General features: G+C 38.3%; 13 protein-coding genes. 5 read left to right on the top strand and 8 right to left on the bottom strand.

Features of this window, described 5'->3' with window-relative positions:
• The 7 genes from FTV17_RS09150 to FTV17_RS09120 all read right to left on the bottom strand — a co-directional run.
• A partial coding sequence (locus tag FTV17_RS09150; RefSeq protein ID WP_179999018.1) for a BapA prefix-like domain-containing protein occupies positions 1–1,969 on the bottom strand: 1,969 nt, incomplete at its 3' end.
• A 678-nt stretch (positions 1,970–2,647) separates the two neighbouring features.
• Entirely contained in the window at positions 2,648–3,121 is a 474-nt protein-coding gene (gene lysM, locus FTV17_RS09145; RefSeq protein ID WP_035269196.1) for a peptidoglycan-binding protein LysM, read from the bottom strand.
• Between the two features lie 198 nt (positions 3,122–3,319).
• Positions 3,320–3,556: an acyl carrier protein gene (gene acpP, locus FTV17_RS09140; RefSeq protein ID WP_035269198.1), complete on the bottom strand. Its 237-nt coding sequence runs from the start codon at positions 3,554–3,556 to the stop codon at positions 3,320–3,322.
• A gap of 84 nt (positions 3,557–3,640) precedes the next feature.
• Positions 3,641–4,375, bottom strand: a complete 735-nt coding sequence (fabG, locus tag FTV17_RS09135; protein ID WP_179999017.1) for a 3-oxoacyl-ACP reductase FabG — start codon at positions 4,373–4,375, stop codon at positions 3,641–3,643.
• On the bottom strand, positions 4,372–5,358 hold the full coding sequence (fabD, locus tag FTV17_RS09130; protein ID WP_179999016.1) for an ACP S-malonyltransferase: 987 nt from the start codon (positions 5,356–5,358) through the stop codon (positions 4,372–4,374). Before fabD ends, fabG begins: the two co-directional genes overlap by 4 nt.
• A 214-nt stretch (positions 5,359–5,572) precedes the next feature.
• Positions 5,573–5,758 (bottom strand): 50S ribosomal protein L32, encoded by a 186-nt coding sequence (gene rpmF / locus FTV17_RS09125; protein WP_035269206.1) that lies wholly within the window; start codon positions 5,756–5,758, stop codon positions 5,573–5,575.
• 77 nt (positions 5,759–5,835) lie between these two features.
• Positions 5,836–6,393 carry a DUF177 domain-containing protein gene (locus tag FTV17_RS09120; protein ID WP_179999015.1) on the bottom strand — a complete coding sequence of 186 codons (558 nt, stop codon included), beginning with the start codon at positions 6,391–6,393 and terminating at the stop codon, positions 5,836–5,838.
• A gap of 97 nt (positions 6,394–6,490) precedes the next feature.
• Here FTV17_RS09120 and FTV17_RS09115 point away from each other — a divergent pair, with 97 nt between their 5' ends.
• The gene (locus FTV17_RS09115) at positions 6,491–7,153 is read left to right on the top strand and encodes an elongation factor P hydroxylase (RefSeq protein WP_179999014.1); all 663 of its coding nucleotides are present in this window, start codon (positions 6,491–6,493) and stop codon (positions 7,151–7,153) included.
• An 81-nt stretch (positions 7,154–7,234) separates the two neighbouring features.
• Positions 7,235–7,852 (top strand): L-threonylcarbamoyladenylate synthase, encoded by a 618-nt coding sequence (locus FTV17_RS09110; RefSeq protein WP_179999013.1) that lies wholly within the window; start codon positions 7,235–7,237, stop codon positions 7,850–7,852.
• Between the two features lie 32 nt (positions 7,853–7,884).
• On the opposite strand, the gene FTV17_RS09105 is transcribed toward FTV17_RS09110, so the two are convergent.
• Positions 7,885–8,403, bottom strand: a complete 519-nt coding sequence (locus FTV17_RS09105) for a GNAT family N-acetyltransferase (RefSeq protein ID WP_257219917.1) — start codon at positions 8,401–8,403, stop codon at positions 7,885–7,887.
• Between the two features lie 494 nt (positions 8,404–8,897).
• On the opposite strand from FTV17_RS09105, the gene FTV17_RS09100 reads away from it, so the two are divergent.
• From FTV17_RS09100 to rluB, 3 genes are read left to right on the top strand one after another with little or no spacing between them, the layout of a single operon-like run.
• Positions 8,898–9,689: a ScpA family protein gene (locus FTV17_RS09100; protein WP_179999012.1), complete on the top strand. Its 792-nt coding sequence runs from the start codon at positions 8,898–8,900 to the stop codon at positions 9,687–9,689.
• Positions 9,686–10,276: an SMC-Scp complex subunit ScpB gene (gene scpB / locus FTV17_RS09095; protein ID WP_035269219.1), complete on the top strand. Its 591-nt coding sequence runs from the start codon at positions 9,686–9,688 to the stop codon at positions 10,274–10,276. The genes FTV17_RS09100 and scpB overlap by 4 nt, the downstream gene beginning before the upstream one ends.
• Before the next feature lie 41 nt (positions 10,277–10,317).
• Positions 10,318–11,484: a 23S rRNA pseudouridine(2605) synthase RluB gene (gene rluB / locus FTV17_RS09090; RefSeq protein WP_081403293.1), complete on the top strand. Its 1,167-nt coding sequence runs from the start codon at positions 10,318–10,320 to the stop codon at positions 11,482–11,484.
• Positions 11,485–11,501: the final 17 nt, after the last annotated feature.

The raw sequence follows: 11,501 nt of genomic DNA, 5'->3' as shown, positions 1-11,501 counted from the left end.
CATCCACACCATCTTCGTTTTCATCATTTACTGCTGGTAAGGTGATGTCGACTAGATCATCTAAGCGTGCATCCAGCGCGTCTTTGTCTGCTCCTTCTGGAAGTGCATCAACTTTCGCTTGTGCATCCTCTTTAGCAGTAAGCGCATCATCACGTGCTTGAGTCAGCTCAGCAAGTTCTGTTGGAGTGATTAAACCATCTGCTTCTGCATCTGCTAGTGCTTGCTCTGCCTCAGCATATGCTGCTTCAGCCGCCTCTACTGCCTCTGTTGCTTCTTCAAGTGTAATATCTTCGCCGTCTGATACGCCATCACCATCTGCATCATTGACTTCAGGTAAGTCAATATTTACAAGAGCATCTAGACGATCTTGTAAACCATCTTTAATCGCTCCATTTGGCAATACATTTACCTTATCTTGGGCAACTTCTTTTGCATCAAGTGCAGCCTGTACTTTCTGTTCAAGAATACTGAGTTCAAGCGGGTTAATTAAGCCATCTTTTTGAGCCAAAGCTAAATTATTAAGAGCTTCAGCATATTTAGCTTCAGCTTCTTCTACAGCTGACTGCGCTTTCTGAATCGCTTCTGGTAAGCCATCTACAATGCCATCACCATCTGCGTCATTTACTTCAGGCAAACTTATGTCAGTCAGATCATCTAATCGATTTTGAAAGGCATCTTTCTGTTCCTGAACAGATTCAGCTAGAGCATTTACTTTACTTTGAGCAGTTGACTTAGCAATTTGTGCCTGCTCTAAAGCATTCTGTAAAGCATTAAGCTCTGTTGGATTAATTAATCCATCACGATTTGCAACAGTTAAAGCATTTTCAGCAGCTGCATACTTTGCTTCAGCTTCCGCAACAGCCAACTCTGCTTCAATGAGTGCTTCAGCGATATCATCTACGATACCATCATCATTTTCATCATTAATTTCAGGCAGGATGATATCCACTAAATCTTCAAGACGTTCCTGCAAAGCATCTTTTTGAGATTGAACTGATTCTGGTAATAAATTTGTTTTAGTTTCTGCTAAGGCTTTGGCACTCTCGAAAGCCTCTTTAGCTTGATCTAATTCCGCTCTTTCAGCAGGTGTAATCAGGCCGTTTTCATTCTTCTCTAAAATTAAATCTTTTAATGCTTCGTACGCTTGTTCAGCATTGGCTACAGCTTCTTCAGCATCTAGTAAAGCTTGCTCGAGATCATCTGGTACACCATCACCATTTTGATCATTAATTGGTGGCAACTCTTCATCAACCAAATCATCTAGTCGATCTTGTAAATCAGATTTTTCCTCGCCATCTACCAAGTTATCGACTTTATCTTGAGCAGCATCTTTAGCATCCTTTGCATCTTGTAATGCTTCCTCTAATTCAGCTTTTTCCTCAGGAGTAATTAACCCATCATTTAATTTATCTTCAATCAAATCTTTAAGATCTTGATAAGCTTTCTCTGCATCATTAACGAGCTGTTTTGCTTCTTCTAATTCATCGTTAATTGGTGGTTCTGGTTCCGGCGATACAGAATTAGATTTTTTATCTGAATCACTCATATTATCTGCAATAGCAACTACTCCAGCAGCTAATCCCCCTGCAATTAACCATGGAGTTAACCCTGTCAAAGCTGTACTTGAGTTTCCAGCGATAAGTGCTGAAATATCATCAATTGGATAATATTTAATAGTCGAAGCTATTTCATTGGCAGCATCTGTGAACTCAACCCAATAAAGCTGACCATTGTCATTAAATAAAATATTATGACTATTTAAGGGATCGTCAAAATAACTTTCTACAACTAATTGTTCGCCATTTTTAAAATTAATAACTAAAGAATTTCCTTCTTTCTGAAAATTTAAGACCTCTTCGATTGATGCATCAATTTTCACAATTGAGTTCTGGTTTAATACGATTTTATTAGCAGTAGTCTTTTCTAAAACCGCCCCATCGTTTTTTGATAGTATTTCTAAATTTTTCATGACGTCACCCAGTATTATTAAGATATTCTTTAACCCTCTATTTTTTTATCAGATTGAGAATCAATGTAAACGTCATAAAAAGTCAGTCAAAATTTAACTAAATTAACAATTTTTTGTATTTACTCTTAATTCTTTATAAATATTTACAAGTATATGTTTTAAAAAGAAATAATATTCAGTGTTTTGTTCATCAACAAATTATATTTGTTTGATTCATATCACCAATATAATAATTATTGTTAATATATTTACACTTATTAAATTTTAAGAGACTTTATAATTAATACAAAATTACTATAGTTTTTATTTAAAATTACAAAACGAAACCCCATGCAACATAAGTTTAATATCTGAAATATAAATATTATTGTTAATTATCAACAATTTAATTTTATACATTTAAATATATTTCATAAAAATCATCAGCTTACCAGTTAATTTAAATTCAGATCATAATTAAGATTATTTGATATATTTTTATACAATTTCAATTTTGTTTTGATAAAAAAAAACATTGTCTAATTTTTCTTCATCATTTTTTTAATTTTTCTCCAATAAATTTAAAAACTAATGTATTTTTTTAATTCATTTTTAATTATTAAATTACACTTTGTAATAAATTTTGGATCAAAAAAAGCCGAGATTTTAAATCTCGGCTTTTTTGATTTTATTGATATTTTAATTTGGAATTCTTAGAACCTGTCCCGGGAAAATATCATCGGCATTTTTAAGTAATGGTCGGTTTGCTTCAAAAATTTTGTTGTACTGATTTGCATCACCATAAAATTCTTTAGATATTTTAGAAAGATTATCCCCAGATTTCACTGTATAGAATTTACTTTCAGGCTCTGGTGATGAAACAGTAAGTTGATCATCGACTTGAGCAACATGATCAATATTTCCCACAGCCAAGATGATCTTTTCACGATCTGCTTGAGTTTGCACTTGTCCTTTTACAGTCGCTAAATCACTGCTTGCATTATAAGTCACAGACAGTCCTGTTACTGGTAAGCCAAGTGATTTAATATGCCCCAATAATTTATTCGCAATTTCTTGAGCAGATGGCTCTGCTGGAGTTGCTGGTGTAGCTTGTTGCTCAGCTGGTGCGGTATTCTTTTTCCCAATACCTTTCACAAAATCAAAAAGACCCATTGTTATTCTCCTATTGTTATTTCAGTTTGGTGATCAAATAATTTAGATCCCTTAATTTTTATACAGAAGAACTATACCTAACGCCGTTATCTTTCTTAAACTTAAGGTAACTTAATGTAATATTGCAATTTAATCCTTAATAAAAAAAAAGCCACCATAAAGGTAGCTTTTAAGTTCGAAAAGAACTGAATCTGATGATTAAGCTAATTTCTTAGTTACATAATCGATAGCAGATTGAACAGTTGTAATTTCGTTAGAGTCTTCATCAGGAATAGTAATGTCGAAATCATTTTCGAAAGACATTACAAGCTCAACTAGATCTAGAGAGTCAGCACCTAAGTCATCCATGAAAGATGCTTCGTTTTTAATCTCTTCAGCTTTTAAGCCAAGTTGTTCAGCTACTGCTTGTTTGATACGTTGTTCGATATCGCTCACAGGAATTCTCCTCATTGCTTGTGGCGGCGTATAATGCCTATAGTTTAATTGAATCTTGATATATTTGAAAGTTTATACATCGCATTACGCCATGTATAAACCGCCATTCACGTGTAATACCGTACCAGTAATGTAACTTGCTTTATCAGAAGCAAGGAAACTTACTGCATTTGCGATATCTTGAGGCTGACCAAAACGGTTCAATGCCACTTGATCACTCATTTTTTTCTGAATTTCATCACTTAACTGTTCAGTCATCTCAGTTGCAATAAATCCAGGCGCGATACTATTGACAGTAATTTGACGACTGCCCATTTCTTTAGCCAAACTGCGGCTAAAAGCCTCAATTCCAGCCTTCGCAGCGGAATAATTTGCTTGACCTGGATTTGCAAAATGCGCAACGACAGAACTGATATTGATAATTCTTCCAAATCTCGCTTTCGTCATACCTTTTAATACACGCTTAGATAGACGGAACACTGCTTTAAGGTGAATATTTTGGATATCATCCCAATCATCTTCAGACATACGAAGCAGTAGATTATCTTTAGTGATACCTGCATTATTCACAAGAACAAGTACAGGTCCAAAGCTTTGTTCAATATCTGTAATGAGGGCATCAATTGCAGCTCCATCACGAACATCGAGTACTTTTCCTGCACCACGTTCAGCAAATTGTGTTGATAATTTTTCAGCACCAGACTCAGATGTAGCCGTACCTACGACAAAAAAACCATCTTCGATCAGCTGTTGTGCAATCGCAGCACCAATACCACGGCTTGCACCTGTCACTAACGCGACTTTACGTTCCTGCGTCATGCAATTTTCCCTTCTGCAACTAATACAGTATTTAAAGCATCTTCTAAACGAGATTTAGTATCTAAAGGCAATGCTTTTTCAACATGTTCTAAACGTTTTGCTAAATTTGTTAATACATTCCCAGGACCACATTCAACAACATAGCTCACATCTTGATCAGCCAATACTTGAAGTGTTTTAGTCCATTGGACAGATTCATAAAGTTGTGATGTTAACGCTGTACGCAATTCATCAACACTGTCAGCCACTTGTGCATTGACATTTTGAATCACTGGAATGCGAGGTAATTGAATATCAACATCTGCTAAAGCTTTGGCAAACTCTGCTGCCGCTGGCTTCATTAATGAACAATGTGATGGTACTGATACTGGTAACGCAATTGCTTTTGCACCTTGCTCTTTTACCAAAGCCATTAACGCTTCAACTCGTGCAGTATCACCTGCCACCACAACTTGACCCTGTGCATTATAGTTTGCAGCTTCCACCGAACCCTCACCTTGAACGGTGACTTGAGCACACAGTTCTACAACCTTAGCATCATCAAGACCAAGAATCGCAGCCATAGCACCTTGGCCCTGTGGAACAGCATCTTGCATCAACTTACCGCGTAAGTTCACCAATTTAACTGCATCTTTTAAGCTTAAAGATTCTGCAGCAACCAATGCACTGTATTCACCCAGTGAATGTCCTGCTAAATATTTAGGAACGACACCACCAAGCTCTAACCATACACGCCATAAAGCAATGCTTGCTGTGAGTAGCACTGGTTGTGTAAATTCAGTTTGGTTTAACCCTTCACCACTTTGCGCAATGTGCCATAAATCAAAGCCGAGTGCTTCAGAAGCTTCAGCAAACGTTTCTTGCACACTACTAAACTGTTCTGCAAGCTCCGCTAACATTCCTGCTTTTTGAGAACCCTGTCCAGGAAAAACAAATGCAGTTTTGGTCGCAAGAACGGCTTGCTCGAGGCGTTTAGCAGACATATAAAAATCCTTTATTCAGAGCTTTGACTATTCAATTTTGATTCATTTCGATCATCTTGAACATCAAACTCAAGTCTTAACTGATTTGATGGAGCGAAATTTATCATTAAAAAAAAGCTTTGGTAATTGCCAAATACAACAAAAAATAGAAATAAAAAAAGGGAGCTTACGCTCCCATTTTTTCTACTAAGCTTGACGCTTAATACATCACCAATTATTCAGCATCAGCTGCTTTAGCGAATAATTGACGACCACGGTAGACACCATCTTTAGTTACGTGGTGACGACGGTGAGTTTCACCAGTCGTTTGGTCTACTGTTAATGCATTCTCGGTTAAAGCGTCATGTGAACGGCGCATGTCACGGCGAGAGCGACTTTTACGGTTTTGCTGAACGGCCATGATGGCTCCTTACAAAGATCGAAAAAATGGATCAGAACAAATTCGATTGTCTTATACCTAAGAGTATAACACAAAAATTAGTTAAGTTTACCCTTCAAAGCTGCCAAAACACCAAACGGATTATCTCGTTTTTCTTCAACAACTTCTTCTTGGGCAGGTTGATGCTTATGCTCACAAGACTCATGTCTTGGTGACAAAGGAATCAACAATAACAATTCATCTTCTATGAGAGAAAGTAAATCAGCGGTTGCAGGTGCATCAAATGAACCTTTTGTCGTTGCTTCACTCTCACCTAAGACGATGAAATCAGCATCCTCATCCAAGCGCTCTATCAGTGACTCATCATCGACTAAAGCCAGATGAAAGTCCAATTCGAGAGGTAATTCAACAGTATCCAAACAACGTTGGCATTCCATTGGAACCTTCGTTTCAACACTACCATCAAGCCAAACGATACGATGATACGCATCCATTGATAGCTTACAGTCTATATTGATCAATTGATTATCAATTGACCCAACAGCTTCACGGGATATACGAACAAAGCGCGACAATGGCAGTGTACCTGACCATGTGAAGCCCTGTTCAGCCCATTTAAACGGCTCAATCTGTGCCGGAAAGGTATTTGCTGACATAATTAAGGCGGCAATTCTACAAATTCATAAGTACTCTGTCAAAGATTAAGATACAATTTTGCACTTATTCAGACAGATCATTTGGGTTAATTAAGTCATGCATCAGTTGCAGCCGCAACCTGAAGTCACAACTTCATTACAGTCACACTATCCTTCGACCTCAAATTTGACCGATCACTTAGACCGCGTGCAACTCGCACCTTGGGTAAATCTGCAAACAGAAGCTCAACAGGTAGACTGGCTTATCTTACACTTTAATCATTGGTTTTCCCACTTAAATGTCACATTAGTCAAAGGCGACTTTGAACCTGAATACTTCCCTGCCTCAGACCAACAACCCGCTCGCATCCAATTCGCACATGGATTTTTCAATAGTGCTTTACATGAAATAAGCCATTGGACAATCGCAGGAGATCATCGTCGTACTCTTCCTGATCTTGGCTACTGGTACGCACCAGATGGTCGAACTGCTGAACAACAAGCCCTATTTGAACAAGTCGAAATTAAACCTCAAGCAATTGAATGGATGTTTGCCACAGCTTTTGGTCGAAAATTCCGCGTTTCTCTGGACAATTTAACGGGTGAAGGTGGTGATGGACAGTCTTTTAAAGACAATGTTTATGCTCAAGTACAACGTTATTTTTCAGGTGAAGCTCAGCTTCCTCGAGATGCTCAACACTTTATTCAGTGCATTTGTAAGTGTCTCAGAAGTGGCAAAACATTACATTTGGATGAATTTTCTCGTGCATCGCTAGATTAAGTTTAGTAAATATATATTCATGACATTGAAGTGAATGTCCATGCACGCAATAATACGAAGAAATAATCAGGAGAAAATAAAATGCTTCATTTAAGAGTACATCCTGACAATCCACAATCTCGACTTATTACTCAAGCAGTAGAAAGAATACGTGCAGGCGATGTCGTGGTTTATCCAACAGATGCGGCCTATGCCATCGGATGCCAAATTGGTAATAAGCAAGCAATGGAACGAATTGCTCAAATCCGTGATCTTGGTGCTAAGCATCAATATGCGATCTTATGTGCGGATCTCTCAGATATTGCAACGTATGCAAAAGTGGATAATGCAACTTATCGTCTACTTAAAAATAATACACCTGCGATTACCACCTTTATTTTGCAAGCGACAAGTGAAGTCCCTCGTCGCTTGATGCACCCTAAAAAGAAAACCATTGGTTTACGTGTACCGAGCAACCCAGTCTGTCAAATGCTTCTTAAAGAGCTGGGGGAACCTTTACTCACCAGCACCCTGATTCTTCCAGGTCGAACTGAGCCTTTGGATGATCCATATGAAATAGAACAACAATTAAGTAAAAGAATTGATGTTTTTATTGATAGTGGACTTGGTACATTAACTACGACAAGTATTGTTGATCTCTCAGGAAGTCAACCTGAAATTATCCGCCGTGGCGTGGGTGATGTGAGTGCTTTTGAGTAAAATGCCTCACCATTCATCTCTCTTTATTTGATTTACGCTGATTTTTCGTTATAGATTGCTTGGAGGGTCTTTATTTGTTGACCCTCTTGCGTAAAGTTGCTTGGTTCAAGCCAAGCTAAATAACTTTCTTTTAAAGTCAGCCACTCTTCATCCAACATTGAAAACCAAAGCGTGTTTCGGTTTCTTCCCTTGACCACTTTATGTTGTCTAAACATTCCTTCATATTGAAAACCGAATCGTAGCGCGGCTTTTTTGGAAGCTAAGTTCAACTCATGACACTTCCACTCTATACACCTAAATCCTAAAGTAAAACACTCATTCAACAGTAAAAATAATACTTCTGTAGCAGCTCTAGACCGTTTTAAATCTGCTGAGAAGTATACATTCCCAATTTCAACCACTCCATCATCCAACCCGATATTCATCAATGCGATCCACCCCACTGGTTTGTTCGCTATGCGAATAACATAATAAATATTCCCTTGTGTACCAAATTGCGATGAGAGTTTATATGACAAATCTTCAATCGAAGTTGGCGCTTCGTAAGGCAAATATGTAAAGCTTGAAATAAACTCGTCTGTAATCTTAATTGGGAATAGATTTCTCGCAAGCTCTTAAATATTTTCAATTAAATTTAAAGGATATAAATTTACATACGTTCCACTCAACGCTTTGAATGAGCCTATAGGGTGCGTATTTGAGTGAACTTTTATACCTACACTTTGTTCATATACATTTTGTTCTACTTTTTGAAAATTATTCATACTGTTTTACTTCTCGTCGAATACACGCTAACAATGAACACCAGTTTACATTTATCAATTAAAACACCAAACAAATCTATATAACCTTAAAAAATACCACCTATTTATTTCAATTTTTTTATCGTAAAACTGCGGATAAAGATATATTCAGCACTCGATTTAATTTAGAATACCCATATTGTTTTTATGCTATTCGAATCACTGTCCTTTTACTGATTTCGATATGTGATCTCCTGAATCGCCCAACATGCTTTTGAAAATTCGCGTGGCTAATAATTGTAATGACTCAAGCTATCCATAATCCCATGGACGCACTTCCACACATCCGTGTTTTAGATGAGTGGCAAGATACGATTCCTGAAGATTTATATATACCGCCTGCAGCATTCGAAATTCTATTAGAACATTTCGAAGGACCACTCGACTTTTTAATTTACCTCATCCAAAAAAACGGTTTCGATCTACTTCAGCTCGATATAGCTCCGATTGCAACGCAATATTTGTCATATATTGACAGTATGAAGTCACTCAATATTGAGTTAACCGCAGATTATATGGTAATGGCGGCATTATTAGCAGATTTAAAATCACGCTTACTGCTGCCTAAACCTAAATCAATCCAAATTGAAAAAGATCCAAAACAAGAATTAATAGATCGCTTAGAGACATATTTAAGGATCAAGCAAGCTGCTGAGCGTCTCGGTCAAATGCCTATTTTGAACCGTGATACTTTTCTACCCAACGTTAGCCTTGGACAAATTAATACAGTAAATGAAGGTTATGAAGCCTCTCTTCTGCGCGATGCTATGTTTTGTATTTTTAATCGCCCAGAGCCTGTTACACACCAGATTACTCAAGAACCTGTTTTGCTTGAAGAACGTATTGCCTATATTGAACAGATGACAAAATCAGGTGAGGTTTTGAAATTTGATCAACTTTTAAAACCAAGTCAAGGTCGTATGGGGTTAGTGGTGACGTTTATGGCAATATTAGAGCTAACACGTCAGCAAAAAGTTCAAATTATTGCATCAGGTATTGAAGCCCCGCTGGCAATTCAAGGGGTAATGATATGACCATTGATCAATCAAACTCCTTTCAAGTTGATGAGTTACACCACGAAGTGCTCATGCAGCTCGAAGCTATTATTTTTGCCAGTGAAGCGCCTGTTTCTATTGCACGCTTAAAAGAGGCATTTCAAAACCAATTTTCCAAACAACAACTGCGCGCCTATTTACAACAGCTTGCAGTGTTACAACACGGTCGTTCAATTGAGCTGACTGAAACAGCTCAAGGTTTTCGCTTTCAAGTTCGTGCTAAGTATCGACAAGTGATTGCACAAACTTGGCCAGAACGTCCAACTAAATTATCACCATCATTGTTAGAAACTCTAGCAGTGATTGCTTATCATCAGCCCGTTACCCGAGCCGATATTGAGCAAATTCGAGGAGTCACGAATAACAGTCAGCAACTCAGAACGTTATTCGATTGGAACTGGATTAAAGAGTCTGGTTTCCGGGAACTTCCAGGAAGACCCGCGTTGTTGGTTACAACGCCACAATTTTTAAATGCTTTTGGTTTAAGTGATTTAAATCAACTGCCTCCCCTACAGGATGCCAAGGAAGCTTTTATGGCATTGGATGCTCACGCACCCAAGTCGTAAATAGGTGAACTGTTGATGATTATTTCTAAGGTTATGCTGTTATGAGTGAAAAATTGCAAAAGGTATTGGCACGTGTAGGTTTGGGTTCTCGCCGCTATATGGAAGAAGTCATTGCTGCCGGTCGTGTTAGTGTCAACGGTCAAGTTGCTCAAGTAGGTGAACGTATCGAACCAACCGATGAGCTTCGTATCGATGGTCGTAAAGTACAGTTCCAAATTGAAGATGAAATCCGTCGTCGTGTATTGATTTACTACAAACCTGAAGGTGAAATCTGTTCACGTAACGACCCTGAAAATCGCCCAACTGTATTTGATCAATTACCATCAATTCCGGGTGATCGTTGGGTCATGGTTGGTCGTTTAGATATCAACTCAACAGGATTATTACTTTTCACAAACGATGGCGAGCTTGCAAACCGCTTAATGCATCCATCTAGTGAAATTGAACGCGAATACGCTGTACGTGTGATGGGTGAAGTGACCCCTCAACTGAAAAAGAACATGACAGATGGTGTCATGCTCGATGATGGTCCAGCAAAATTTGAGTCATTCTCTGAAATTGGTGGTGAAGGGATTAACCGTTGGTATCAAGTGGTTGTAAAAGAAGGACGTAACCGTGAAGTACGCCGCATCTTTGAATCACAAGGCTTGAAAGTCAGCCGTCTATTACGTACACGTTATGGTACAGTCATTCTGCCACGTGAATTACGTACAGGTCGTTGGATTGAACTTGATAAAAATGACATTGATAACTTAACTAAGTCTGTTGAGCTCAAACCACGTCAAGGTACTGGTCTTTACGGTATGGCGAAACGCCGCAATGAACGTATGCAAGAGAAACCACTTGCAGCACGTCGTGGTGGTTATTTACGCCAACAACGCCGTGACGAAGGCGAGCATCAAGAACCACGCCGTGACTTCCGTCAAGGTGGTGCTGATCAAAGCCGCAGTGATAATCGATTTAACAATCGCGCACCGCGTCAAGAAGGCTCAGAAAACCGTTTCAATGCACGTGCACCACGTCAAGAAGGATTTGAGAATCGATTCAACAATCGTGCCCCTCGCACTGAAAATCAGGATTTCCGCAATAAACGTCCTGAAAACAAAGGTGAAGTAAACGGCAATTCTGTTGATTACAAACCACGCAACGAAAATAAATTCGGTCAACGCAAACCTTTTGGTATTAACAAAGGCTTTAAGAAGTTCTAATTTTGAAATCCCTAAAA

Source organism: Acinetobacter sp. YH12239 (assembly GCF_013417635.1).
Lineage (GTDB): Bacteria > Pseudomonadota > Gammaproteobacteria > Pseudomonadales > Moraxellaceae > Acinetobacter.
Note: the sequence above shows the minus strand (reverse complement) of the source record. Positions and strands in the feature narration are given on the sequence as shown.

Bases quoted from the DNA above. Each gene is read 5' to 3' on its own strand.
- FTV17_RS09110 (WP_179999013.1), top strand. From the start codon at position 7,235: ATGCTTCATTTAAGAGTACATCCTGACAATCCACAATCTCGACTTATT.
- rluB (WP_081403293.1), top strand. From the start codon at position 10,318: ATGAGTGAAAAATTGCAAAAGGTATTGGCACGTGTAGGTTTGGGTTCT.
- lysM (WP_035269196.1), bottom strand. From the start codon at position 3,121: ATGGGTCTTTTTGATTTTGTGAAAGGTATTGGGAAAAAGAATACCGCA.
- scpB (WP_035269219.1), top strand. From the start codon at position 9,686: ATGACCATTGATCAATCAAACTCCTTTCAAGTTGATGAGTTACACCAC.
- FTV17_RS09120 (WP_179999015.1), bottom strand. From the start codon at position 6,393: ATGTCAGCAAATACCTTTCCGGCACAGATTGAGCCGTTTAAATGGGCT.
- fabG (WP_179999017.1), bottom strand. From the start codon at position 4,375: ATGACGCAGGAACGTAAAGTCGCGTTAGTGACAGGTGCAAGCCGTGGT.
- FTV17_RS09100 (WP_179999012.1), top strand. From the start codon at position 8,898: ATGACTCAAGCTATCCATAATCCCATGGACGCACTTCCACACATCCGT.
- FTV17_RS09115 (WP_179999014.1), top strand. From the start codon at position 6,491: ATGCATCAGTTGCAGCCGCAACCTGAAGTCACAACTTCATTACAGTCA.
- fabD (WP_179999016.1), bottom strand. From the start codon at position 5,358: ATGTCTGCTAAACGCCTCGAGCAAGCCGTTCTTGCGACCAAAACTGCA.
- rpmF (WP_035269206.1), bottom strand. From the start codon at position 5,758: ATGGCCGTTCAGCAAAACCGTAAAAGTCGCTCTCGCCGTGACATGCGC.